The organism is Rhodococcus pseudokoreensis (assembly GCF_017068395.1).
Taxonomy (GTDB): domain Bacteria; phylum Actinomycetota; class Actinomycetes; order Mycobacteriales; family Mycobacteriaceae; genus Rhodococcus_F; species Rhodococcus_F pseudokoreensis.
Genome location: NZ_CP070619.1, coordinates 4,636,147 through 4,660,362 on the forward strand (window position 1 = coordinate 4,636,147; position 24,216 = coordinate 4,660,362).

Sequence of the window (24,216 nt, forward strand, 5' to 3'; positions counted from 1 at the left end):
GCGATGAACATTGTTCGCGTATTCGACAGCAACGTCCGCAAGACGCCCGACAAGGCGTTTCTCCACTTCCAGGGCCGAAACCATACGTATGGTTCCGTGCAGGACGGCAGCCGCCACGCCGCGGCACTCCTGCGGAAACTGGGAGTCGGGCGCGGTGACCGCGTCGCCCTCATGTGTTTCAACACCCCCGGCTTCGTCTACGCCATGCTCGGCGCCTGGCGCATCGGCGCGGTGGTGGTGCCGGTCAACCACAAGATGCAGGCGCCCGAGGTCGACTACGTCCTGCGGCACGCGCACGTGCAGGTGTGCGTCTTCGACGGCGAACTCGCGCCCGTGATCGAGCGGTTGCAGACGTCGGTGGTGCTGCTGTCCACCGACACCGCGGTGGACGGATACCCGTTCTTCGACGACGCGATCGCCGACCTCGATCCGATCGACGGCATCGACGTCGACGAGAACGACCCGGCCGAGATCCTCTACACGTCCGGCACCACCGGCGCGCCCAAGGGCTGCGTGCACAGCCACCGCAACGTCGTGCGCGTCGCAACCACGGCGGCGCTCGGGCTGTCCATCACCCGCGACGAGCGGCTGCTGATGGCCGTCCCGATCTGGCACGCGTCCCCGCTGAACAACTGGCTGATGGCCGCGCTGTACATGGGCGGCACCGTGGTGCTCGTGCGCGAGTATCACCCCGTCCAATTTCTGGAAGCGGTTCAGCAGCAACGCATCACGCTGTGCTTCGGGCCGCCGGTCATCTACACCACGGCACTGAACGCGGTCCCCGACTTCGCCGCCTACGACCTGTCCAGTGTCCGGGCCTGGCTGTACGGCGGCGGGCCGATCGGCGCGGACGTGGCCCGCAGGCTCGTCGAGTCGTACCGGACCACCCGCTTCTACCAGGTGTACGGGATGACGGAGACCGGTCCCGTCGGGGCCGTGCTGTACCCGGAAGAGCAACTGACCAAGGCCGGCTCCATCGGCCGGGTCGCGCTCGCCGGCGTCGACATGCGCCTGGCCGGACCCGGCGGCGCCGACGTGCCCGCCGGGGGGATCGGCGAGATCTGGGTGCGCACCGACACCGTGATGCTGGGCTACCTCGACGACCCCGACGCCACCGCGGCCGCCTTCGCCGACGGCGGCTGGTACCGCACGGGCGATCTCGCCCGCACGGACGACGACGGCTACCTCTTCATCGTCGACCGCGCGAAAGACATGATCATCACCGGCGGTGAGAACGTCTATTCCAAGGAAGTGGAGGACGCGATCTCCGGCCACCCCGACGTCGTCGACGTCGCCGTCGTGGGACGCCCGCACCCCGAGTGGGGCGAGACCGTCGTCGCGCACGTCGTGTGGCGGGAACCGGACGTCGTGGGAGCCGACGACCTCCGCGACTATCTGTCGGACAAGCTGGCGCGCTACAAGATTCCCCGCGACTACGTGTTCGCCACCGTGCTGCCCCGCACCCCCACCGGCAAGATCCAGAAGCACCTGATCCGCACCGCGAGCTGACTCACGAAAGACAGTGCCATGACTACCTTCTCCGACACGAACGTCACCCATCCCGCACCCCACCGGACACACACCGTGCTCAACCAGTCGGTGCCCCGCACCGACGTCAACGAGTTCACGCTCGACACGGTGCTGTCCGAGGCCGTGCGCCGCCACGACGCCGACTGGGCCACTGCGGAACTCACCGATATCGGGGAGCTCGTCGGCAGCGCCACGTTCCAGCACGACGCCGAACTCGCCAACTCGATCATCCCCGAACTGAAGACGTTCGACCGCTGGGGCAACCGGATCGACGAGGTCGAGTACCACCCGTCCTACCACCGGATCATCTCCGCGGCCGTCGCACACGGCGCGCACACGTCCGCGTGGGCCGATCCGAAACCCGGCGCAAACGTCGCTCGCGCAGCCGCATTCATGCTGTTCGCGCAGATCGAGCCGGGCCACTCGTGCCCGATCTCGATGACCAACGCCGTCATCCCCTCCCTCGAACTGCAACCCGACGTCGCCGCGATCTGGAAGCCGCGTGCCCTGTCCCGCAGCTACACCCCGGAACTCGACGCACCGGGCAAGGCGTCCGCGATCTTCGGCATGTCGATGACGGAGAAGCAGGGCGGCTCCGACGTCCGCGCCAACACTACCGTCGCGAAACCCGCGGGTCGCGGCGGTCCCGGCGCCGACTACCTGCTCACCGGCCACAAGTGGTTCTGCTCCGCGCCGATGTCCGACGCGTTCCTCGTGCTCGCGCAGGCGGAAGGTGCGGGCGGCGAGGGACTCTCGTGCTTCCTGCTGCCGCGCATTCTCCCGGACGGCACCCGCAACGTCTTCCGCATCCAGCGGCTGAAGAACAAGCTCGGCAACAAGTCCAACGCGTCGTCCGAGATCGAACTCGACGGTACCGTCGGCGTCATGGTCGGTGAACCCGGTCGCGGGGTCCGCACCATCATCGAGATGGTCGCGCGCACCCGGCTCGACTGCGTGCTCGGCAGCGCGTCGGGGATGCGGCAGTCCGTCGCCGAGGCCGTGTGGCACGCCCGGCACCGTGCCGCGTTCGGTACCGTCCTGGCCGATCAGCCCGCCATGACGTCGGTGCTCGCCGACCTCGCGATCGAGTCCGAGGCGGCCACCGTCACCGCGCTGCGACTCGCCCGCGCTCACGACGACGACGCCGGTGAGCAGGAACGCAGCTTCCGCCGGCTCGCGACCGCCGTCGCGAAGTACTGGATCTGCAAACGCGGCCCGCACCACGCCTACGAGGCGCTGGAATGCCTGGGCGGCAACGGATACACCGAAGACTTCCCGCTCGCCCGCCGCTACCGCGAACAGCCCGTCATGGCCGTCTGGGAGGGGTCGGGGAACGTCATCGCCCTCGACGTCCTGCGCGCGATGACCCGCGAACCCGACAGCGTCGCCGCGTTCGACGCCGAGGTGAACCTGGCCCGCGGCGCCAACACCGTGCTGGACGCGCACCTCGACCGAGTTCGCACTCAGCTCGGCGACCTCGCCGGACTCGACCCCGCCGACGCCCAGCGCCGCGCCCGGACCGTCGTCGAATCGATGGCCCTCGCGCTGCAGGCGTCGCTGCTCACCCGGTTCTCGCCCGCCGCGGTCGCGGACTGTTTCGTCGACGCCCGCCTCGGCCCCGACCGCAGCCACGAATACGGCACCCTCTCCCCGGCCGCCGACCTGCAGGCGATCCTGCATCGCGCGTAGGCGGCTCCGCCGCCCGTGCGTGGTTAACGAGTCCAGAGACTCCTTTCCCACGCACAGGCGGCGAAGCCGCCTACCGCAGGACCGTCGGGCCCAGGAACTCGCACACCTGCAGGGCGAGTGCGAGATCCAGTTTGCTGTGTGTGCCGGTGGCCGGGTCGCCGAGTGCCTTGGTGATGCGGTATTTGACGGTGTTGCGGTGCAGGTTCATCTGCTGAGCGGTGTGGAGGTGGCTCTCGCCGGTCGCGAAGTAGGTGCTCAGCGTGGCCCTCAGGGTCGCGGCCTGGTCGGTGTTCTCGGCGAGCGGGCCGAGGACCTCCCACACCCATGCCCGGGTGGAGTCCAGGTTCTCGGCGAGGAGGGACACGACGGCGACGCCGCGGTCGCCGAAACCGACGATCGGCCGGACCTGGGTGTGGGGCACGGTGGCGACGGAGTAGGCGGCCCGCGCCTGTTCGTGCGACCGCCGGAATCCGGCGACCCCGGGCGCGGGCAGGCCGATCGCGCTCCGGATGCCTGGCTTCGACGGCAGGGCGGCGGCGAGTTCGGTGGTGTCGAGGACGGGTTTGCGTCGACCGAAAGGCAGCCAGGCCCAAAGTGTTCGGCGGTCGATGGCGGTGACGATGGGCGCCGAGTCGGTGACGAGGTGGCGGGCCAGGTCGCGCACATAGTGGTCGAGTGCGTTGAGGCTCGCCTCGGTGTCGGCGCCGGTGGACCAGAGGATCATCGCGACGTGCGTCTGGTCGAGCCGGTACTGCGTCTCGGCCTCGAACGCGGACCCGTCGGAGCCGGTCCCGGTGAGGAGGGTGTGGATGGTCGACGAGTGCACATTGCCGCGGGCGCCCAGCCACCGCCGGCGTTCCTGCTCGTAGGCGTCGAACACGTACAGCGTGATCCAGTCGATGTAGCTGTACACGACCTCCGAAATATGTTTGAGCACAGCGAGGGTCAGCGGTCCGGGCAGGTCGAGGGCGCTGACCTCGTCGTAGCAGATCTTCATCAGATCGTCCTGGCCCATGTGATACGCGCGCACCAGCGAATTCGACGACACGTCGCGTTGCGCCAGCCGCAGCGCGTACTCCACGGCGGCGGTGGTGGGCTGGAGATGGTCGACGGGAATGTCGTTGGCCAGGACGTGGACGATCGTCGAGACGTTGCCGTGGACACTGGCCTCGAGCAGTTCGACGAGTTGCGGGTCCTCGTCGAGTTGGTCGATCTCGTGCGCGAGCAGCGCACTCATCGCGCGGGTGATCTCCGCCTGCCGCACATCGAGTTTCCGTGCGATGCCGGCCACGATGTCGAGGACCTCGGTCTCCGCCATCGCCGGCACCCGCGCCATCCGGCGGCGGGCGCCGGCGCGGCGGTCGCCGGGGGCGGGACTGCTCACAGCACGTCCCCTCCGGCGCGGCGCAGGTAGCGCAACGCGGACTGGGCGGCGTTGTACCCGCACATGCCGTGCGCGCCGGCGCCGGGCGGCGCGGATGCCGAGCAGAGGTAGGTGCCCGGAATCCCGGTGCTGTACGGGTCGAGGGCGATCCGGGGACGCAGGACCACCTGGGTTTCGGTGTTGGCGCCGCCGATGATGTCGCCGCCGACGTAGTTCGCGTTGGACGCGGCCAGTTGCACGGGACCACTGCTGACGGTGGCGACGACGCGGTCCCGGAACCCGGGGGCGAACCGTTCGATCTGCGCGACCACAGCCTCGGTCGCGTCCCCGGTGTACCCGTGCGGGACATGGGCATACGCGTACAGCGGGTGCAGGCTCCCGTTGGACCGTCCGGGGTCGGCGACGTACTGCTGTCCGACGAGGACGAACGGCCGCTGCGGCATCCGGCCCGTCGCGACGGCGCGTTCGGCGTCGGCGATCTCCGCGAAGGTGCCACCCAGGTGCACGGTTCCGGCGCGACCGCAGGCGGGGTCGGCCCACGGCACGCCGCCGTCGACGGCGAAGTCGACCTTGAACGCAGCCGGTCCGTGCCGGTACCGGCGGTAGGCCTTGGCGACCCGCGGCGGCAACCGGTCGCCGAGGATGTCGGCGGCGGCGGACGGCGCGAGGTCGAGAAGCACGACGTCGGCCGGCGGAATGTCCCGCGGGCTGCGGACCCGGGTGCCGGTGGTGATCTTGCCGCCCCGGTCGGTGAGCATCGCGGCGAGCGCGGCGGTGATCGACTGCGACCCGCCCTCGGCGACCGGCCAGCCGTAGCGGTGCCCGGCGGCGACGATCATCAACCCGACGGCGGACGTCGCGGGCCGGTCGAGGCGGTAGTACGCGTGCGCGGCGACGCCGCCGAACAGTGCGCGGGCCTTCTCGGTGCGCCACCAGCGGGCCGTGACGGTGGCCGGGAGCAGGGCGCGGGGGCCGAAACTCGCGAGTTTGATCGGGTGCCGGGGGATGTTCGCGATCGGGCGCATGAGGTCGGCGGCGAGGTCGTCGAAGCCGTCGGCGAGGCCGCCGAACATTCGCTGCCAGCGGGTTCCGTCGTCGCCCAGGCCGGCGGCGGTGTCCTCGACGGAGCGGTGCAGCAGCCCGGCATCACCGGTGTCGAGGGGGTGCGCGCAGTCGATGTCCGGCCACTTCCAGGTCAGCCCGAATCGTTCGAGGTCGAGGGTCCGCAGGTACGGCGACCCGGCGCCCATCGGGTGGAACGCGGAGCACTCGTCGTGCAGCAGTCCGGGGACGGTGAGTTCGCCGGAGCGGGTGCCGCCGCCGATGGTGTCGGCGGCCTCGAGGACCTGGACGTCGACGCCGTGCCGGGCGAGGTGGACCGCGGCGGCGAGCCCGTTGGGCCCGCTACCGACCACGACCGCCGTCGTCACGGCCGCACCGCCACGTTCGACTTCGGCAACTCGCTCTCCTTCTGGACGTCTCCCTCCAGTCTCCACCGCACGTCGAACGGAATGGGCCCGTTCGGCAGCCACGGCTGCTCGGCGATGGCATCGGACACCTTGTAGGTGCCCCGCTCGATGACCCCGAGGGCGGCGTCGATCACCTTGTACTCCTGGATGCCCTTGTGGATGGGCTGCGATTCGATCCAGGCGATCACGAATTCGCCGGGAGCGAAGTTGCAGCGCCGCTGCAGAGCGGCGATCAGGAACTCGTTGTGCAGGTGGCCGTCACCGAAGTTGAACGCCACCAGCGAGTTACAGCTGAACTCGGCCTCCCGCAGCGAGTACGTGTCGATGTCGTCGCCGAGGTGGTTCATCATCAGCGAGAACAGGGCGCGGCCCTGGCTGTGCATCGACCGCCAGCCGAGCAGTTGGTGCATCACCACGTCCGCGACGTCCGGCGGGTAGGTGGCGAGCAACTGGGTGCGGGTGTTCTGGCTGGGCCGCTTCACGAATCGGTCGAGCTTCTCCTCGGCGCCCGGCGCGAACGCCCAGGTGGCCGACGCCCAGTTGCCGGCGTACTGGCGCATCGACGGCAGGAACGAGACGAGGTCGGGGCGCAGGTTGCCGAGGATCGGGAAGAACACCAGGGCGGCGACGATCGCCGCGGTCAGCCACACCGAGGACATGTCGGCGACGCCGTACCCGTCCCAGGCAGGGAACCCGACGAACAGGAAGATCGACGCGTAGGCGAACAGCAGATTCCATTCGAGCGGCACCGCGAGCGGGAACGTGGACAGGATGAACAGGTGGAACGCCACCATCAACGCGACCGCGAGCAGCGTCAGCGTGCGGTTGGTGGAGAACAGCAGCACCAGCGGTGTCACCACCTCCACGACCGTGCCGAGCACGTGGGCGACACCCCCGGCGACGATCGACGGTCGCAGGTCCTCCGGGAAGCTGCGGTAGTGGGCGCGCTTGATCTTCTTGAACGGCATCCACGGCGTGTTGGACAGCATCGGCGGCACCACCATCGAGAAGTGGTGGCCGAGTTTGGAGACACCGGCGCCGACCCACACCGACACGATGAGCAGCTTGAGCGCGATGATCATGTCCACGAAAGGCAGGACGCCGAAGAAGACGACGGCCGGGAAATACTGCTCACCGCGGGCGGCGATGAAGATGACCTTGTCCCGCAGCCCGATCACGATCAGCAGTGCGATCAGCGGCAACAGAAGCGTGGGGTTCACCAGGCCGTGGTTGCCGGGCAGCACCGCGTCGATGGACGGTGTGGGCACGCCGCCGAACCCGAGCGCGAGCACGATGTTGATCAGAATTGCGACGTAGATCAGGACGTCGAACACAGTGCGGGTGTCCCCGGCGGTGAGCGGCACCTTCCCCGGCCACGGTGGGAGCCGGATGGTGCCGGGGCGGAGCCAGAACAGGGCGCCACCCATCATCGGTTTGAAGTGGCCTGCGAGCGGACCCCAGGAACCGCCCAGGCCGATCGTCTCGATCAGCAGGGTCCACAGGATCAGTTTCTGGTACACGATCGGTGCGTTCCACCACGCGCCGACGTCGAGGACGTTGTACCCGGAGGTGAACGTCGCGATCGACAGTCCGGCGCCGAGGTAGAGGACGAGCAGCTTCAGAATGTAGATGGTGTGCACCATCTTCGGGGTCCCGAAGCCGTAGTCGGCCCAATGCGTCGACATGGCGCGCAGGCGGTCGCGGAACGGGAGGTCGAGGAAGGTGGCGGGGTCGACTTCGGGGAAGTTCCCGGTCTTGAATCCCATGGGGAGGCTCCTTGCGGGTAGGGGTCATCGCCTCGGGTGGCGCCCGAGGTCCGGAGTGGTGCTGGATCAGTTGACGGCGGCGGGCCGGTGACGGCTGCGCAGACCGGGCTTGTCGATCTTGCCGACGGGGTTCCGGGGCAGCGCCTCGACGATGTGAATGGCCACGGGCAGTTTGACCTTCGTCAGTCGGTCGCGCAGATGCTCGTCGAGCTGATCGTCGGTGACCGGGCTGTCGGGGTAGGCGACGACGTAGGCGACCGGGACCTCGCCGTACACCTCGTGCGGGGCGCCGATCACGGCCGCCTCGAGGACGTCGTCGTGGGTGGCGAGGGCGTTCTCGATCTCCTTGGGATAGATGTTCTCCCCGCCGCGGATGATCATGTCCTTGATGCGGTCGACGAGGGTGAGATAGCCGTCCTCGTCGAGGCGTCCGACGTCGCCGGTGTGCAGCCAGCCGTCGACGACGGTGCGTTCGGTTTCCTCGGGCCGTCCGAGGTAGCCGCGCATCACGTTCGCACCCCGGATCACCACCTCGCCGACGGTCCCCACCGGTGCCGGCGCGCCGGACTCGTCGACGATCGCGATGGTCTGACCCGCCAGCGCGGGGCCGACCGTGCCCAGCTTGCGGACACCGCCCGGCGGATTGCACGCCGACGCGCACGTCCCCTCGGTCAGCCCGTAGCCCTCGACGATGACGAGCCCGAAACGCTGCTCGGCGCGGTCGAGGAGTTCCTTCGAGATCGGCGCGGCCCCGCACACCGCGAACCGCAGCGACGAGAGGTCGGTGGCGGCGTCCTGGGAAACCAGCAGCGCGTAGATGGTCGGGACCGCGGAGAAGTACGTCGGGCGCAGGCGGGCGACGTCGTCGAAGAACCGGGCCGGGGAGAAGCGTCCGGTGACGCTCAGCTGACCGCCGGCCAGCATCGGAGCAAGGAAGCTGACGCAGATCGCGTTGACGTGGAACAGCGGCAGGATCAGCAGGCAGTGGTCGTCGGTGGTGAGCGAGAAGTGCTGCACCATCGACGAACTCATGAACTGCAGGTTCTCGTGGGTGAGCATCACGCCCTTGGGGCGCCCGGTCGAACCGGACGTGTAGATCAGCAGGGCGACGTCGTCTGCGCCGGCGGTCGGGCCCGGCGCCCACTTCGGGTCGGGGGTGGTCGCCATGTCGTCGACGGCGATCGCCTGCCGGCCGCCGGTGGGCGCGTCCGGTCCCTCGCTGACGACGAGTACTGCGGCGGCGTCCGCGATCTGATACTCGGCCTCCGTCGCGGTGAAGGTGGGATTGACCGGGGTCGCGGCCGCCCCGATCCGCCAGGCCGCCATGAGGGCGACGAGCAGTTCGGCGCGGTTGGGCAGCATGATCGCGAGAACGTCACCGCGACCGACACCGTGCCCGGACAACTGCGCGGCGAACGCGTCGACCCGCTGCGCGAACTGCCGGTAGGTCAGGTCGAGGCGGTCGTCGCGCAGGCACGGCGCATCTGCGCGCTGCGCGGCGAGGTCCCAAGCGAAATAGCCGATGTGCGACACGATTTCGTCCGCCCTTTCGTTGTGGTGTGATCCACGACACTATCGGCGGTTTCGAGTGTGAGAAACGGTCTCGGGGGCTCGAGTTCGGACGCCGCGTTGTCGGTTGAGCACAACCGCAGCCGTCCGGGGGTTGACACCGCGCCGCAGCCGTGGTCAATATATGCAAATGCTTAGAAAATAAGCAGATGCTTAGAACTGAGGGGCTGCAGGTCCGCACCGACTGCCGTCCACCACGTCAATCGGTAGGAGTTACCCATGCCCGAGGCCGTCATCGTTTCCATTGCCCGTTCCCCGATCGGTCGCGCCATGAAGGGGTCGCTGGTCGGCATGCGCCCGGACGACCTCGCCGCGCAGATGGTGCAGGCGGCCCTCGACAAGGTGCCCGCGCTCGACCCGACCGACGTCAACGACCTCATCCTCGGCTGCGGTCTGCCCGGCGGTGAGCAGGGATTCAACATGGGCCGCAACGTCGCCGTCCAGCTCGGGTACGACTTCATCCCCGGCACCACCATCACCCGATACTGTTCTTCGTCGCTACAGACCACCCGCATGGCGCTGCACGCGATCAAGGCCGGGGAGGGTGACGTGTTCATCTCCGCCGGCGTCGAGACGGTCTCCCGGTTCGTGAAGGGCAACTCCGATTCGCTGCCCGACACCCAGAACCCGCTCTACGCGGACGCGCAGACCCGTACCGAGAAGCTCGCCCAGGGCGGTCAGCGGTGGGTCGACCCCCGCGAGGAGGGCCTGGTCCCCGACACCTACATCGCGATGGGCCAGACCGCCGAGAACGTCGCCCAGGTCACCGGCATCACCCGCGAGGAGCAGGACCGCTGGGCGGTGCGCTCGCAGAACCGCGCCGAGGAGGCCATCAAGAGCGGCTTCTTCGCACGCGAGATCACCCCGGTCACCCTCCCCGACGGCACTGTCGTCAGCACCGACGACGGTCCCCGTGCGGGCACCACCTACGAGGCCGTGTCCCAGCTCAAGCCGGTGTTCCGCCCGGACGGCACCGTGACCGCTGGCAACGCGTGCCCGCTCAACGACGGCGCCGCCGCCCTGGTCATCATGTCCGACACCAAGGCCAAGGAACTCGGGCTGACTCCGCTCGCCCGGATCGTGTCCACCGGGGTGTCCGGTCTGTCGCCGGAGATCATGGGCCTCGGCCCGATCGAGGCGTCCAAGCGTGCCCTCGCGATCGCGGGGCTGGGCATCTCCGACATCGACCTCGTCGAGATCAACGAGGCGTTCGCGGTGCAGGTGATCGGGTCGGCGCGGGAGCTGAACATCGACGAGGACAAGCTGAACGTCTCCGGCGGCGCGATCGCCCTCGGTCACCCGTTCGGCATGACCGGTGCCCGCATCACCGCCACCCTGCTCAACAACCTCACCACCCACGACAAGCAGTTCGGCCTCGAAACCATGTGCGTCGGAGGCGGTCAGGGCATGGCGATGGTCCTCGAGCGGCTGTAGGCGGCTCCGCCGCCCGTGCGTGGTTGAGGAGTCTCTGGACTCGCTAACCGCGCACGAGCGCGAAGCGCCTAGGCCAGGCCCGACAGCGGCGGCGGGGTGTTCTCGTCGCGCCAGGCTATGGCCTCCTTCAGCGTGGTGAGGTCGTAGTCGGGACCGCCCACACCCACCGTGAAGAGAGTGACGCCGGCGTCGACCTGGGCCGCCGCGTCGTCGCCGCCCGGCCACGACGTCGAGTGCTGGATGCTGTCGGGGCTGCGTCCGGCGCTGCGCGCGTGGTCGGCGAGGATCCCCGACTTACGTCGGTAGGTGTCCATGTCGCTGAAGCTGTGCCAGATGTCGCCGTATTTGCCGACCAGCGGCAACGTCTTCTTCTCGCCGCCGCCGCCGATGAGGATCGGAATGTGCCGGGTGGGTGCGGGTTCCAGCTTCTCGAAGCGGGCGGTGATCCGCGGGAGGTACTCGCCGAGCAGGTTGATGCGCGACCCGGCGGTTCCGAATTCGTAGCCGTACTCGTCGTAGTCGCGCTCGAACCAGCCGGCGCCGATGCCCAGGATCAGGCGTCCGCCGCTGATGTGGTCGACGGTGCGGGCCATGTCCGCGAGGAGGTCCGGGTTGCGATAGCCGGCGCATGTGACGAGTGCGCCGATCTCGACCCGTTCCGTCTGTTCGGCGAACGCCCCGAGCATCGTCCAGCATTCGAAGTGGGCGCCGGCGGGGTCGCCGTACAGCGGGTAGAAGTGATCCCAGTTGAAGACGATGTCGACGCCGGCGTCCTCGGCCCGCAGCACCGCGTCGCGGATCATCCCGTAGTCGGGCGCGTGTTGCGGCTGAAGTTGGACGCCGATGCGAACTGGACGAGTCATTCTGGCTCCTCGGAGTAGACGGTGGGCCTTCTCGATCCATATTGCTCGCGCGACGGCCGGACGCACAACGAACTGCCGTGGAAGACTGGGCGTGTGAAGGTCACCCAGCGGCCCGACCCGCCCACCGGCCTACGGCGGGCGTTCTTCCGCGCACCGATCTACCTCTACCGCTGCCACCTCGGGTTCCTGCTCGGCGGCCGGTTTCTGCTCCTCGGACACGTCGGACGCAAGACCGGCGCGCGTCGGCAGGTCGTGCTCGAGGTGGTCAACCACGACGCCGTCGGCGACGGGTACGTGCTGGCCGCCGGGTTCGGTCCCAAGTCCGATTGGTACCGCAACCTGCGGGCGCAACCGAACGCGACGGTCCAGGTGGGCCGTCGGCGACTGTCCGTGACAGCGGAATTCCTCGATGCCGAGACCGGCGCGGACTTCATGGCGCACTACGCGGCGGAGCATCCGAAACTCGGAATGCGGATCGCCCGGGGCATGGGCTTCGACGTCGACGGCAGCGCGTCCGACTTCCGGGCGGCCGGCCGCGAGATCCGTTTCGTCAGGCTGCGCCCCCGCGACTGACGGTCCTCAGTTAAGCCGCACCCCGCCGGCGAGGAGCATGGTCCGCAGGACGAACGCCGCCTCGGGGCCGATGATCTCCCCGACCAGGGTGAGGTAGCGGTCCACGTATTCCGGTCCGTGCGGCGCGACTGTCGGGTATTCGGGATCGGACGGGTCGAGGTGATGGGCGATCTCGTGCAGCACCACCAGTTCGCGGAACGCCCAGGCGTTGCCGTTCCGGTGCTCGGGTACCGCGATTGTCGCGCAATCGCTTTCGTAGTGCGCGGCCTTGTTGCCCGACCTCGCCCGGACGTGGATCGGGGTGGCCGCCCGCGTCCACGTGGACCGCACCCAGTTCAGGGCGAGGACGCGGTCGACGTAGTCCTGCACCGAATCGATGGACGCGAACCTGCGTTCCATCGGCAAAGTCACCTGCGAACCCAGGACGTCGACGACCCGCAGGCCGCGTTCGTCGGCGCGGTCGAACATGGTGCGCACCAATGCTTCCGCGTCGTACACGGCGGTGCGCTGAGTGTCGCGGGGCCGCTTCACGACGGGATCTGTCGGCGTGCGACAGACAGTTCGGGGGAGTTGTTCAACCGGGCGGTCCGGGCGGCGCGATCCCCCGCTCGCTGTGCGCTCGACGAATGTCCGGCGGACGCCCGGCCGCCCCGCCACGTGCCGCGGGCCTGGGAGTTCTCCGAGTAATAGTCCTTCAGCTCGAGCTGCTTGTCGCGCAGGACCAGCGCCGTCTCCGCCGACGACTCCGGCACCGACACCGCCTGCTCCTCGGCCTCCTTCTTGGCGTCGGCGAGGCGCTGCCCGATCCGTGCGGCGTAGGCGAGCTGGAAGTTCAACCGGGCGGTGACCCCGGCGACCGGGCGGCGCACCCGGGTCGCGACCCGGCGGCGTCCGCGCGTCTCGACCTGCGTCCGGACCGTCGTCTCGTCGCGGTACTCACCGGACTTGATGTAGGCGTCCGACGCCCGGACCATCTGGATCAGCAGGCTCGCGTACAGGGCCTCGCAGACGTCGATGTCGCCGGCGAACCCGTACGCGTAGATGACGGCCGACGTCTGCGCGATGTCGCACTGCACGTCGTTGGCGGCGGCGATCGCCAGGAACAGTTGCGCGTACGTCCGCAGACCCTTCTTGCCGGGTTCGCCGATCGTGATCAGCCGCTGCGTGGGCGTCGCCTGCTTCTCCCGGCCGGCCGCGTGCGCGCGCGCCACCGCGAGGTCGATCGAGGAGGCGGTGGCGAGCCGCTGGGCCGCCGCCATGAAGGCCTCGCCCTCGTGCGGGTTGTCGGTGGATTCCGCCTGCCGGAGGAGCCCACCGATGCGGGTCAGCATCTTGTCGGAACTCACCAGGGCAGGCTATCGCCCTGTGCGTGCTTAGCGAGTCCAGGCACTCGTCAACCACGCACGGGCGCGAAGCGCCTACAGCCGCTCGAGGTCGTCGAGGATCAGGTTTGCGCCGGTAAGCCCGATGCCGGTGATCCACACCCGGTAGTCGGTCTGGCGGACGCCGTCGCGTCGGGACGGTCCCATCTGCCCGACGAGGACGGGGTCGATGCCCAGGTCACCGGGTCCGGCGGTGTTGGCGACGAACGCGATGTCGGAGTCGATCTGGGCGACGTTCTCGAGCGAGATCTCGGACATGTCGTTCTTCGCGTCCCACGGCTGCCCGGTGATGATGTAGCCGGCGGCGGTCAGCACCGAACCCGAGAACGTGCCGGGACCGTGGAGGCGCAGTCCGTCGTCCATCACACGGATGACGTGTGCGGTGCGGCCGCGGGTGGTCTCGCTGAGCGCGGCGGCGCGGGCGTGGAATTCCGACAGTTTCTGCTCGGCGGCCTGCGTTTCGCCCATGGCCTCGGCGAACAGCCGCAGCGTCCCCTGCCAGTCGACGGCGGGCGACACGGAGAAGACGGTGGGCGCGATTGCCGACAGTGCGTTGTACAGGTCGCCGTGCCGCTGCTTGCTGCTGAGGATGAGGTCGGGTTGCAGCGCGGCGATGGCCTCGAGGTTCGGTTCGGCGATCGACCCGACGACGGTGGTGCTGTCCAGTCCGCCGCCGAGGTAGGCGGGCAGCGCGTCGGCGGAACCGGCCTGAGCCGCGCCGACCGGGGTCTTTCCGAGGGTGACGACGGTGTCGATGGGCAGGCTGTCGAGGGCGACGATGCGGCTGGGCCGGTTGCTCACCGTCGTCGTCCCCATGGCGTGGGTGACCGTCCGCTGCCCGCCGCTGTCGCCGGCCGACGCCGCCTCGGGTCCCGCGCACGCAGCGGTGAACGTGGCCAGCGCTGCTGCGCCCAGCCCGGCGCCGAACTGTCGTCGCGTGAGGGCGTCGACGATCTCCTGCCATTGGACGTCGGTGACATTCGGGGAGCACGTGGTTGAACGCATCCTGGACCTCGATCTCGAAGGGGGAAGAAGATAGGTGAACCTAACCTTATACAGTTCGGGTGTGAGTGTGCTGACGACGACGCCGCCCGAGGGGTGGACGCCACCGGCCTGCGCGGCGCTCTCCCAGTCACTGCAGGAGCCGTTGTGCGGCACCGCACCCCGGGTGCGCGGATGGCTGCTGATCGAGCAACCCGGACCGTGGGGACGCGACCGACTGCGGCAGAGCCGTCTCGACCCGGTCCTCGGTGACGCGCTCGCCGCCCGGTGCGCCGACGCCGGAGTGCGTCCGGTGCTGATCCGCACCCGGCAGCGCCGTGACCTCGCGGCCGGACGGCACGTCTATCTCACCCGGCCGGGCCGCGATGACGGCTGGGCCGAGCGACTGCTGGTGCGCGAGGACCGGGAACTGCTCGACCTGGACCTCACCGTCGACGCGCCACCCGGGCTCGGTGAGCGTCTCGACGCCACCGAATCACTGTTCCTGGTCTGCACCCACGGCAAGAAGGACGCCTGCTGCGCGTCGTTCGGACGCCCCGTGGTCACCGGCCTCGGCCATCGCGGTGGCCGGGTCTGGGAGTCGACGCACGTTGGCGGCGACCGGTTCGCCGCGACCATGGTGTGCCTGCCGTCCGGCATCTATTACGGGAGGGTCACGGCGGAGGCGGCGGAACGCATTGTCGCCGAGCACGATCGCGGACGGGTCGTGCTCGAGCACTACCGCGGCCGGTGCACCGACGACCCGGTGCTGCAGTTCGCCGAGCACACTGTCCGGACGGAGCGGGCGCTGCCCGGACTCGACGACGTGATCCCGCTGTCGGCGGTCCCACGGCCGGACGGTGACACGGACGTCCTGGTCAGGCACGCCGGCGGCATCGACCGGGTACATGTCCGCACGACCCGCGCCGAACCCCGGCTGACCGCCTGCAGCGCCGGTGTCGTGGACAGCCCGGACCGGTTCGAGAAGGCTCCGCCCGTGCGCGCTTGACGAGTCCAGAGACTCCTTTCCCACGCACGGGGCGCGAAGCGCCCTGTGTTCACACGGCATTCACGACCCCGTTTCATTAGGGCGTTCATCCCCAGCTGTGGAGAAACCTGTACATGAATCCGACCAACATGATTCGGACCGAGGGGAATTCGTACCGGACCACCCACAGGTGAGTGAGAAAGTGTGTCAACAGGTACATTTTCACGCACCTGAGCGCGGCGCCGGGTAGAAGGGACTTCGACGTTCATGGCCACAGTGACCTATGACGGTGCCACCTGCCTGTTCCCCGGCTCGGACAAGCCGGCCGTCGACACGCTCGACCTGAAGATCGAGGACGGCGAGTTCCTGGTCCTCGTCGGACCGTCCGGCTGCGGCAAGTCGACGTCGCTGCGGATGCTGGCCGGGCTCGAGGACGTCCACAGCGGGCGGATCCTCATCGGTGACCGCGACGTCACCACGCAGGAACCCAAGGAACGCGACATCGCGATGGTGTTCCAGAACTATGCGCTGTACCCGCACATGTCGGTGGCCGAGAACATGGGTTTCGCGCTGAAGCTCGCCGGCGCCGCGAAGGACGACATCCGCACGCGCGTCGAGGAGACCGCGAAGCTCCTCGACCTCGAGCCGTACCTGGACCGCAAGCCGAAGGCGCTGTCCGGCGGTCAGCGGCAGCGCGTCGCGATGGGACGCGCCATCGTCCGGCAGCCGCAGGTGTTCCTGATGGACGAGCCGCTGTCCAACCTCGACGCCAAGCTCCGTGTGCAGACGCGGACCCAGATCGCGCAGCTGCAGCGGCGCCTCGAGACGACGATGGTCTACGTGACTCACGACCAGGTCGAGGCCATGACCATGGGCGACCGGGTGGCCGTGCTGAAGGACGGGGTGCTGCAGCAGTGCGCGTCGCCGCGCGACCTCTACAACCGGCCCGCGAACGTGTTCGTCGCCGGTTTCATGGGTTCGCCGTCGATGAACCTCTTCACGCTGCCGATCACCCCCGACGGGGTGTTGCTCGGCGACGCGACCATCCCGCTGCCCCGGCAGCTGCGTTCCGACTCCGACGAGCGTCAGGTGGTCGTCGGGATCCGCCCGGAACACCTGGAACTGTCGACCACCGGCATCCCGATGGAGGTGGCGGTGGTGGAGGAACTCGGATCCGACGCCTACATCTACGGCCGCAGCACCGTCAACGGTGAGACGCAGCAGTTGGTGGCCCGCGCCGACTGGCGGAACCCGCCCCGCAAGGGTGACCTGGTGAAACTGCACGTCGACCCGTCGCAGGTGCACCTGTTCTCGGCATCCGAGGGGTACCGGCTCAGCTGATCGCAGGCGCCTCCTGACCGATTCAGGTCGGGGGTAATGCCGGACTTCGACGGTGTTCCATGCCACAGTATGTTCCGACGCCGCAGCGGTGCCGCGAAATCTCGTCGCACCGTGGCGGGGTTCATCCACCTTTACCCACGGGGAGACTCCATGGTTCAGATTTCGAGAGCGGTCCGGCGCGCCGCGGTGTTTGCCACCGCCGCGTCGCTGGTCACGCTCACCGCTTGCTCGAGTGACAGCGGCAGCGATTCCACGTCGGAGAACCTCGACGGCCGCGGACCCATCACGTACGTCGAGGGCAAGGACACCACCGAGACCGGTGTCGTCCGCCAGATCATCGACGCGTGGAACGCCGAGCACCCGGACGAGCAGGTGACGTTCAAGGAGCAGTCGAACGACGCCGATCAGGCGCACGACGACCTGGTCCAGCACCTGCAGGCCAAGCAGTCCGACTACGACGTCGTCGCACTCGACGTCCCCTGGACCGCGGAGTTCGCGGCCAAGGGCTGGCTGCAGCCGCTGACCGGTGAGTTCGCGGTGGACAACACCGGAATCCTCCCCGCCACGGTCGACAGCGCCACCTACAACGGCACCCAGTACGCGGCGCCGAAGAACACCAACGGCGGCCTGCTGTACTACCGCAGCGACCTGCTGCCCGCCGCACCGAAGACGTGGGCCGAACTGTCCGCCGCATGTGAGGTCGCGAAGACCAACAACATCGACTGCTACGCCGGTCAGTTCGCGCCGTACGAGGGCCTGACGGTGAATGCCGCCGAGGTCATCAACGCCTACGGCGGCTCGTTCGTCGGCGAAGACGGCAAGACCCCCACGGTCGACAGCCCCGAGGCCCGCGCCGGCCTGCAGGTTCTGGTCGACAACTTCAAGAACGGTGACATCCCGGCCCAGGACACCACGTTCAAGGAGCCCGAGAGCCAGAAGGCGTTCGAGGACGGCAAGGCGCTGTTCCTGCGCAACTGGCCGTACGTGTACGGCACCGCCGACAAGGATTCGTCCGCGGTGAAGGGCAAGTACGCGGTCGCCCCGCTGCCCGGCAAGGACGGCATCGGCGCCTCGACGCTCGGCGGCTACAACGCGGCCATCAGCGCGTACTCCGAGAACAAGGCGACGGCCCGCGACTTCCTCACCTTCCTGCAGGGTGAGCAGGCGCAGCGGATCATCGCCATGGGCTCGCTGCCGCCGGTCCGCGCCGCACTGTACGACGACCCGGAGATCATCGCGGCCTTCCCGTTCATGCCGACGCTGAAGGTGTCGATCGAGAACGCCGTCCCCCGCCCGGTCACGCCGTTCTACCCGGCGGTGTCGAAGGCCGTGCAGGACAACGCCTACGCTGCCATCAAGGGTGAGAAGTCGGTGGATCAGGCGATCACGGACATGCAGTCCGGTATCCAGTCCGCAGGTTCGTAGAACACAGGAGTGAACATGGCCGTTCCGACTGGGACCACCAGTGGAGCGCCGGCCCGTCCCGCGGCCGGGGGTTCCGACCCCGGCCGCGGTTCGCGTGAGAAGAGCGAGAACACGCGAAGCTCCGGGCTGAGCGGTCGTCGCGCGTGGATGTTGGTCGTACCGACCCTGGTCGTGCTGGCCGTCGTCATCGGCTACCCGGTGGTCCGGGCAGTGGTGATGTCGTTCCAGAAGGACGCGGGACTCGATCCGACGACCGGCATGTTCGTCGAGGGCGGCTGGGCCGGATTCACCAACTACACGCACTGGATTCTGCAGCAGTGCACGTCCCCGGGCGGGGTGGTGGTCGCGTGCCCGCCCGGCACGCTCGGCTCCCAGTTCTGGTCGGCCGTCGGGAACACCGCGTTCTTCACGGTCGTCACGGTGACTCTCGAGGTCGCGATCGGCCTGTGGATGGCGATCATCATGGGCAAGACGTTCAAGGGCCGCGCCCTGCTGCGCGCCGCGGTCCTGATCCCGTGGGCCATCCCGACCGCGGTCACCGCCAAACTCTGGTACTTCATCTTCGCCTACGACGGCATCGCCAACCGCCTCCTCGGCACCGAGATCCTGTGGACGTCGGACGCCTGGCCTGCCCGGTTCGCGGTGATCATCTCGGACGTCTGGAAGACCACCCCGTTCATGGCCCTGCTGATCCTCGCCGGCCTGCAGATGATCCCGCAGGACGTGTACGAGGCGGCGCGCGTCGACGGCGCCTCCGCCTGGCAGCGGTTCCGGCAGATCACGCTCCCGCTGGTGAAGCCGGCGCTGATGGTCGCGATCCTGTTCCGCACCATGGACGCCCTCCGCATGTACGACCTGCCCGCCATCCTGACCGGCGGCAACCCGGCCACCACGACGGTGTCGATCCTCGTCGTCGACCAGGTGCGGCAAGGGTTCAACAGCGCGTCCGCACTCTCGACCATCACGTTCCTCCTGATCTTCGCGGTGGCATTCGTGCTCGTGAAATTCCTCGGCGCCAACGCCGTCGAAACGCAGGAAGCCCAGCGAAAGGGGCCGAAGCCGTGACCCACCGCGCCCCGGAGCTCGAACTCCCGAGCAAACCCCCCGCCCGGAACCGTCCGACACGGCTCGCGTTCAAGAACTCCCGCATCTACATCGGTGTCGCGATCATCCTCGTCTGGGGGCTCGCGCCGTTCTACTGGATGATGGTGACGGCGTTCCGCGACCCGGACTACACGTTCGACACCACCCCGTGGCCCACACACGTCACGCTCGAGAACTTCCAGAACGCACTGTCGACGAGCAGCGGCAACAACTTCACCCGCGCCGTCGTCAACAGCATGATCATCGGCGGAATCACCACCGTCATCGCCCTCGCCGTCGGCATCTTCACCGCCTACGCGCTGGCCCGCATCGAGTTCCGGTTCAAGTACGTGGTGGTCGGCATCGTGCTCGGGGCGTCGATGTTCCCCGTCGTCGCCCTGGTCACCCCGCTGTTCCAGCTGTTCACGAACATCGGCTGGATCGGCACGTACCAGGCGATGATCATCCCGAACATCTCGTTCGTCCTGCCGCTCACCATCTACACGCTGACGTCGTTCTTCAAGGAACTTCCCTGGGAACTCGAGGAGGCGGCCCGCATCGACGGCGCCAGCCGCGGTCAGGCGTTCCGGCTGGTGATGCTGCCGCTCGCGGCGCCGGCCCTGTTCACCACGGCCATCCTCGCGTTCATCGCGACCGTCAACGAGTACCTGCTGGCCAGCCAGCTCTCCAGTGACGCCACCGAACCCGTCACGGTCGCGATCGCCCGGTTCTCCGGCAACGACCCGCACGTCGTGCCGTACGCAGCGATCATGGCGGCGGGCACGATCGTCACCATTCCGCTGGTGATCATGGTGCTGCTGTTCCAGCGTCGCATCGTGTCTGGCCTGACGGCCGGCGGCGTGAAGAGTTGACGGTCGAGCGGAGCGAGGGAATGTGACGGAGCGCGGGATGCATCCGGTGGCGAAGCAGCAGCGGCTCGAGGTTCTGATCGGGATCCTCGGGTTCTTCACGGTGATGGCGTTCGTCGCCGCGGTCGTCGAGGTGTTCCGCGGCGACCCCGGTGTCACTCCCGCGCTGGTGTTGGCCGGGTGCCTGGTGCTGTCGGGGCTGGCGATCACCGCCCGGAAGCGGGTGCGCTGAAACAGTCCGGTCGGTACGGATAGTTGCTGGGCGATAGCGCGCCGCACGCCACGTCCAGGGTCGTTCACATAACATACGTACGGGTGGGTGCGACGATCCTCCGTGACCGGATAACTGACCGGGAGTGTGTAAGTGAGTTCTGGCAACGACGCGACGGACAATCGTGCCTCCGATCCGGGAGACACACCGCCCGCAGACGACGGTTCGGCCGAGACGACCACCCCACCACCGGACGGGAAGAAGAAGCGCACCCGGTGGCGCACGGTCCGCCGGGTGAGCCTGGTCGTGATCGCGTTGCTGCTGGTCATCCCGCTCGTCGTCTTCCTCGTCAGTTACATTCGCGCCGAGGTCCCGCGGCCGTCGGACATGAAGACCAACCAGGTGGCGACCGTCTTCGCCGCCGACGGCACCACCGAGCTGACCAAGGTGATCCCGCCGGAGGGCAACCGCACCGAGATCGCGCTCGACGCCATCCCCCAGCACGTCCGCGACGCCGTCCTGTCGGCGGAGGACCGCAACTTCTACTCCAACCCCGGGTTCTCGGTCACCGGTTTCATGCGCGCCGCCCGCGACAACGTCCTCGGCAAGGAAAGCGCGGGCGGCGGGTCGACGATCACGCAGCAGTACGTCAAGAACGTGCTGGTCGGCGCGGATCGCAACGTGTACCGGAAGATGCGGGAACTCGTGATCTCCACCAAGATGGCCCGCGAGTGGTCCAAGGACGAGATTCTCGCCGCCTACCTGAACACCATCTACTTCGGTCGCGGCGCGTACGGCATCGAGGCGGCGTCGCGCGCGTACTTCGACAAGCCGGTCGGCGACCTCACCGTCGCCGAGGGCGCGGTGCTCGCCTCTGTGATTCAGAGCCCGTCCTACCTCGACCCCGAAGCGAACCTCGACCAGTTGCAGGCGCGGTGGAACTACGTCCTCGACGGCATGGTCTCGATGGGTGTGCTGAGCCAGCAGGACCGCAGTGCCGCGGAGTTCCCGGTCACGGCGCCGTCCAACCGGCCCACCGACGCCAACTCCGCGCCCGGCCCCGACGGCCTGATCCGCAACCAGGTGCTGCGCGAGTTGTCGGATGCGGGGATCTCCGAGCAGACCCTCAACACCGAGGGCCTGCAGATCACCACGACGATCGATCCGAGGGCGCAGCAGTCCGCGATCGACGCCGTCCACGACAACCTCGAGGGTGAGGATCCGGCGCTGCGGACCGCGGTCGTGTCCATCGACCCGCACACCGGCGGGGTGCGCGCGTACTACGGAGGCGAGGACGGCGCCGGCTTCGACTACGCGCAGGCGCCGCTGCAGACGGGGTCGTCGTTCAAGGTCTTCGGACTGGCCGCCGCACTGGATCAGGGCATCCCGCTCTCGGCCCGGTTCAGCAGTGCCCCGCTGACCGTCGGCAGTGTGCAGATCGGCAACGTCGAGGGTGAGTCCTGCGGAACGTGCACCATCGCGGAGGCGACGAAGCGGTCGCTGAACACGAGTTTCTACCGGTTGATGATGTCGATGGACAACGGCCCGCAGGCCATCGCCGACGCCGCCCACAAGGCGGGGATCCCGGATTTCATCCCCGGGGTGCAGGGCAAGACGCTCAGCGAGAACGGCGGCGAACCGGAGGGCGGCATCGTCCTCGGCCAGTACCTGACGCGGCCGATCGACATGGCGTCGGCGTATGCGACGCTCGCCGCGTCCGGGGTCTATCACCAGCCGTACTTCGTGCAGCGCGTCGTGACCGCCGACGGTGTCGTACTCCTCGACCGGGCACCCAGCCCCGGTGAGCAGCGACTCGACCCGGCCGTCGCCGACAACATCAGCCAGGCCCTGATGCCGATCGCCTCCTACTCGCGGGGGCACGCGCTGGCGGGGGGGCGCCCGTCGGCGGCGAAGACCGGTACCGCGCAGCTCGGTGACACCGGTGAGAACAAGGACGCCTGGATGGTCGGCTATACACCGTCGCTGTCGACGGCGGTGTGGATCGGTAAGGCCGACGCCACCGCCATCAACAACACCTGGGGCGGGCTGATCTACGGTTCGGGTCTGCCGTCCGACATCTGGAAGGACACGATGGACGGCGCGCTCGACGACACCGACTGGGAAGACTTCCCGTGGCCCGACCCGATCGGCGGGCAGGCCGGTGTGCCGACGTGGAGCGGTCAAACCGGGGGCGACGGAACGACTCCCGGCACCAGCGGGGTCGTCCCACCACCCGGCGCGCCCACACCCGCACCCGTCGAGGTTCCGCCCCCGGCGGCCGTCCCGGTGCCGCCCGTCCCGCCGGTGCCCGCACCCGTCCCGGCGCCGACCCAGATCGAAATCCTGCCGGGCGTCATCATCCCGCTGCCGGGTTAGCCGAGGTTCTGGAACCCGCCGCGCGGCGGAGTCCGGTGCGGCAGCACCACAACTCGCAGAGCGGCGCGCAGGCTCTCCTTCGTCTTCGCCCACGCCCGCGACTCGTCCTCGCACATGTCGGCCTCTTCTGCGTCCTCCTCGCGGGCGAGTTCGGCGTTGTGACGCCACTCGATCTCCTGCTCGGAGCAGAGGCGGAGGAATTCGAGGATGGTGTCGCGATCGCGTCCGCAGATTTCCGCGACGTCGTCGGGGTCGAGGCCGCTCTCGGAGTCGAGGTGGATCAGGGTCACGAGGGCGGCGGGGAACTCGTCCGCGCATTCGTGGTCGGCGGACGAGGACGTGGCCTCGGGTGTGGAATTGAGTTTGCCGCCAAGCCTTTCGGCGAACGCGTCGTCGATGGTGTCGACGAATTGCTCGAACATCCGGAACACCGACACCAGATGATCGGCGACGAACGGTGATCCGTCGACACGCATGACGGCGACCACGTTGTCGACGATGAGCAGGAATTTGATGTCGGGCCACTGCCGGTTGAGGTCGGCGAGCGCCTCCGCCGTGCGCGTGCGATCGCTGATCGTGTGGACCACCCGGGCGAACACCTCCACGCGGGCGTCCTCCTCGATGACCCGCACATATGTGGGGAGGTCGCCGACCCACACGAGGATGTCGCCGTCCGCGTCCTTGCCCGGTTCCTGCTCGAGCATGGCCTCGACCGCGGCGTCGACACCGTCGCGCAACCCGGTGCCGTCGCGCAGCTGGGCGGGGACGTCGGCGGTACCGAACTCGGCGGTCTCGTCCCGGCCGCCGGTGATCGCCTTCAGGAACGAGGGGTGCAGAAGGTCCCAGATCTCCCGGAACACGGTCACCGTCATCGACGCCAGCAGGTGGGCGTCCTCCCGGTCGGCGTCGAGGTAGTACGACGCGGAACCGTTGCCCTCGCCGACGTGCTCACACAGGTCGGGGCGGTTCCAGCCGAGCTCGATCAGCCGCTCGTGCTCGTCCGCGGTGAGCGCCCGCGCCGGGTGCAGGAAGCGGTTGGACGGCACCTCGCACCGCACCTTGTCGCCGGCCCAGGCGAAGAACCGCACACACGCGGCGGTCTCGACGAGACCCTCGTCGACGCTGTCGTACTGCGACTGCAGCACCAGTTCGTCGTCGTCCTCCATCGCGTGCACGTAGCCGGTCAGACGGTCCTGGAGCTCGGTCCAGGCGTCGTCGATCTCGCGATCGAAAGTGTTGTCGGACATCACGCCTCCCTCGATGAATCCTGGGTGTCACCGTAG

20 protein-coding genes are annotated in these 24,216 nt (G+C 68.6%); 11 read left to right on the forward strand and 9 right to left on the reverse strand.

Annotated elements, in window-relative coordinates; translation table 11 throughout:
* Positions 1-3 precede the first annotated feature (3 nt).
* Both JWS13_RS26335 and JWS13_RS26340 read left to right on the forward strand, forming a co-directional pair.
* Positions 4-1,509 (forward strand): class I adenylate-forming enzyme family protein, encoded by a 1,506-nt coding sequence (locus JWS13_RS26335; RefSeq protein WP_206008285.1) that lies wholly within the window; start codon positions 4-6, stop codon positions 1,507-1,509.
* An 18-nt stretch (positions 1,510-1,527) separates the two neighbouring features.
* The gene (locus JWS13_RS26340) at positions 1,528-3,219 is read left to right on the forward strand and encodes an acyl-CoA dehydrogenase family protein (RefSeq protein WP_206008286.1); all 1,692 of its coding nucleotides are present in this window, start codon (positions 1,528-1,530) and stop codon (positions 3,217-3,219) included.
* Positions 3,220-3,289: 70 nt separating this feature from the next.
* Here the strand turns inward: JWS13_RS26340 and JWS13_RS26345 are convergent, their stop codons facing one another.
* From JWS13_RS26345 to JWS13_RS26360, 4 genes are all read right to left on the reverse strand, one after another.
* Positions 3,290-4,603, reverse strand: a complete 1,314-nt coding sequence (locus JWS13_RS26345) for a PucR family transcriptional regulator (protein WP_420855021.1) — start codon at positions 4,601-4,603, stop codon at positions 3,290-3,292.
* On the reverse strand, positions 4,600-6,033 hold the full coding sequence (locus tag JWS13_RS26350) for a phytoene desaturase family protein (RefSeq protein ID WP_206008287.1): 1,434 nt from the start codon (positions 6,031-6,033) through the stop codon (positions 4,600-4,602). Before JWS13_RS26350 ends, JWS13_RS26345 begins: the two co-directional genes overlap by 4 nt.
* Positions 6,030-7,838, reverse strand: a complete 1,809-nt coding sequence (locus tag JWS13_RS26355; RefSeq protein WP_206008288.1) for a DUF3556 domain-containing protein — start codon at positions 7,836-7,838, stop codon at positions 6,030-6,032. The genes JWS13_RS26350 and JWS13_RS26355 overlap by 4 nt, the downstream gene beginning before the upstream one ends.
* Positions 7,839-7,904: 66 nt before the next feature.
* On the reverse strand, positions 7,905-9,371 hold the full coding sequence (locus JWS13_RS26360) for a class I adenylate-forming enzyme family protein (RefSeq protein WP_206008289.1): 1,467 nt from the start codon (positions 9,369-9,371) through the stop codon (positions 7,905-7,907).
* A 255-nt stretch (positions 9,372-9,626) separates the two neighbouring features.
* On the opposite strand from JWS13_RS26360, the gene JWS13_RS26365 reads away from it, so the two are divergent.
* Positions 9,627-10,841, forward strand: a complete 1,215-nt coding sequence (locus JWS13_RS26365) for an acetyl-CoA C-acetyltransferase (RefSeq protein ID WP_206008290.1) — start codon at positions 9,627-9,629, stop codon at positions 10,839-10,841.
* Positions 10,842-10,909: 68 nt separating this feature from the next.
* Here the strand turns inward: JWS13_RS26365 and JWS13_RS26370 are convergent, their stop codons facing one another.
* A complete protein-coding gene (locus JWS13_RS26370; RefSeq protein ID WP_206008291.1) occupies positions 10,910-11,704 on the reverse strand; it encodes an LLM class F420-dependent oxidoreductase in 795 nt (264 codons plus the stop codon).
* Positions 11,705-11,797: 93 nt separating this feature from the next.
* On the opposite strand from JWS13_RS26370, the gene JWS13_RS26375 reads away from it, so the two are divergent.
* On the forward strand, positions 11,798-12,277 hold the full coding sequence (locus JWS13_RS26375; RefSeq protein ID WP_206008292.1) for a nitroreductase family deazaflavin-dependent oxidoreductase: 480 nt from the start codon (positions 11,798-11,800) through the stop codon (positions 12,275-12,277).
* A gap of 6 nt (positions 12,278-12,283) precedes the next feature.
* On the opposite strand, the gene JWS13_RS26380 is transcribed toward JWS13_RS26375, so the two are convergent.
* The 3 genes from JWS13_RS26380 to JWS13_RS26390 all read right to left on the reverse strand — a co-directional run bounded on the left by JWS13_RS26380 (position 12,284) and on the right by JWS13_RS26390 (position 14,664).
* Positions 12,284-12,808 carry a TIGR04338 family metallohydrolase gene (locus JWS13_RS26380; protein WP_206008293.1) on the reverse strand — a complete coding sequence of 175 codons (525 nt, stop codon included), beginning with the start codon at positions 12,806-12,808 and terminating at the stop codon, positions 12,284-12,286.
* On the reverse strand, positions 12,805-13,623 hold the full coding sequence (locus tag JWS13_RS26385; RefSeq protein ID WP_206008294.1) for a DUF2786 domain-containing protein: 819 nt from the start codon (positions 13,621-13,623) through the stop codon (positions 12,805-12,807). The genes JWS13_RS26380 and JWS13_RS26385 overlap by 4 nt, the downstream gene beginning before the upstream one ends.
* Positions 13,624-13,695: 72 nt before the next feature.
* Complete coding sequence (locus JWS13_RS26390) at positions 13,696-14,664, reverse strand: ABC transporter substrate-binding protein (RefSeq protein ID WP_206008295.1); 969 nt, start codon at positions 14,662-14,664, stop codon at positions 13,696-13,698.
* 61 nt (positions 14,665-14,725) lie between these two features.
* On the opposite strand from JWS13_RS26390, the gene JWS13_RS26395 reads away from it, so the two are divergent.
* The 7 genes from JWS13_RS26395 (at position 14,726) to JWS13_RS26425 (ending at position 22,933) form a co-directional block, all read left to right on the forward strand.
* The gene (locus JWS13_RS26395) at positions 14,726-15,649 is read left to right on the forward strand and encodes a sucrase ferredoxin (RefSeq protein ID WP_206008296.1); all 924 of its coding nucleotides are present in this window, start codon (positions 14,726-14,728) and stop codon (positions 15,647-15,649) included.
* 246 nt (positions 15,650-15,895) lie between these two features.
* Positions 15,896-16,969, forward strand: a complete 1,074-nt coding sequence (locus tag JWS13_RS26400; RefSeq protein WP_105419964.1) for an ABC transporter ATP-binding protein — start codon at positions 15,896-15,898, stop codon at positions 16,967-16,969.
* A gap of 150 nt (positions 16,970-17,119) precedes the next feature.
* Complete coding sequence (locus JWS13_RS26405; protein WP_124389587.1) at positions 17,120-18,394, forward strand: ABC transporter substrate-binding protein; 1,275 nt, start codon at positions 17,120-17,122, stop codon at positions 18,392-18,394.
* A 15-nt stretch (positions 18,395-18,409) separates the two neighbouring features.
* Positions 18,410-19,459 (forward strand): carbohydrate ABC transporter permease, encoded by a 1,050-nt coding sequence (locus tag JWS13_RS26410; protein ID WP_206008297.1) that lies wholly within the window; start codon positions 18,410-18,412, stop codon positions 19,457-19,459.
* The gene (locus JWS13_RS26415; protein WP_087555589.1) at positions 19,456-20,349 is read left to right on the forward strand and encodes a carbohydrate ABC transporter permease; all 894 of its coding nucleotides are present in this window, start codon (positions 19,456-19,458) and stop codon (positions 20,347-20,349) included. Before JWS13_RS26410 ends, JWS13_RS26415 begins: the two co-directional genes overlap by 4 nt.
* A 37-nt stretch (positions 20,350-20,386) precedes the next feature.
* Positions 20,387-20,578: a hypothetical protein gene (locus tag JWS13_RS26420; protein WP_206011732.1), complete on the forward strand. Its 192-nt coding sequence runs from the start codon at positions 20,387-20,389 to the stop codon at positions 20,576-20,578.
* Positions 20,579-20,710: 132 nt separating this feature from the next.
* Entirely contained in the window at positions 20,711-22,933 is a 2,223-nt protein-coding gene (locus tag JWS13_RS26425; RefSeq protein ID WP_206008298.1) for a transglycosylase domain-containing protein, read from the forward strand.
* On the opposite strand, the gene JWS13_RS26430 is transcribed toward JWS13_RS26425, so the two are convergent.
* Entirely contained in the window at positions 22,930-24,180 is a 1,251-nt protein-coding gene (locus tag JWS13_RS26430; protein ID WP_206008299.1) for a T3SS (YopN, CesT) and YbjN peptide-binding chaperone 1, read from the reverse strand. The genes JWS13_RS26425 and JWS13_RS26430 overlap by 4 nt on opposite strands.
* Positions 24,181-24,216: the final 36 nt, after the last annotated feature.

Bases quoted from the DNA above. Each gene is read 5' to 3' on its own strand.
- JWS13_RS26370 (WP_206008291.1), bottom strand. From the start codon at position 11,704: ATGACTCGTCCAGTTCGCATCGGCGTCCAACTTCAGCCGCAACACGCG.
- JWS13_RS26340 (WP_206008286.1), top strand. From the start codon at position 1,528: ATGACTACCTTCTCCGACACGAACGTCACCCATCCCGCACCCCACCGG.
- JWS13_RS26430 (WP_206008299.1), bottom strand. From the start codon at position 24,180: ATGTCCGACAACACTTTCGATCGCGAGATCGACGACGCCTGGACCGAG.
- JWS13_RS26400 (WP_105419964.1), top strand. From the start codon at position 15,896: ATGGCCACAGTGACCTATGACGGTGCCACCTGCCTGTTCCCCGGCTCG.
- JWS13_RS26355 (WP_206008288.1), bottom strand. From the start codon at position 7,838: ATGGGATTCAAGACCGGGAACTTCCCCGAAGTCGACCCCGCCACCTTC.
- JWS13_RS26420 (WP_206011732.1), top strand. From the start codon at position 20,387: ATGCATCCGGTGGCGAAGCAGCAGCGGCTCGAGGTTCTGATCGGGATC.
- JWS13_RS26405 (WP_124389587.1), top strand. From the start codon at position 17,120: ATGGTTCAGATTTCGAGAGCGGTCCGGCGCGCCGCGGTGTTTGCCACC.
- JWS13_RS26335 (WP_206008285.1), top strand. From the start codon at position 4: ATGAACATTGTTCGCGTATTCGACAGCAACGTCCGCAAGACGCCCGAC.
- JWS13_RS26365 (WP_206008290.1), top strand. From the start codon at position 9,627: ATGCCCGAGGCCGTCATCGTTTCCATTGCCCGTTCCCCGATCGGTCGC.
- JWS13_RS26390 (WP_206008295.1), bottom strand. From the start codon at position 14,664: ATGCGTTCAACCACGTGCTCCCCGAATGTCACCGACGTCCAATGGCAG.
- JWS13_RS26410 (WP_206008297.1), top strand. From the start codon at position 18,410: ATGGCCGTTCCGACTGGGACCACCAGTGGAGCGCCGGCCCGTCCCGCG.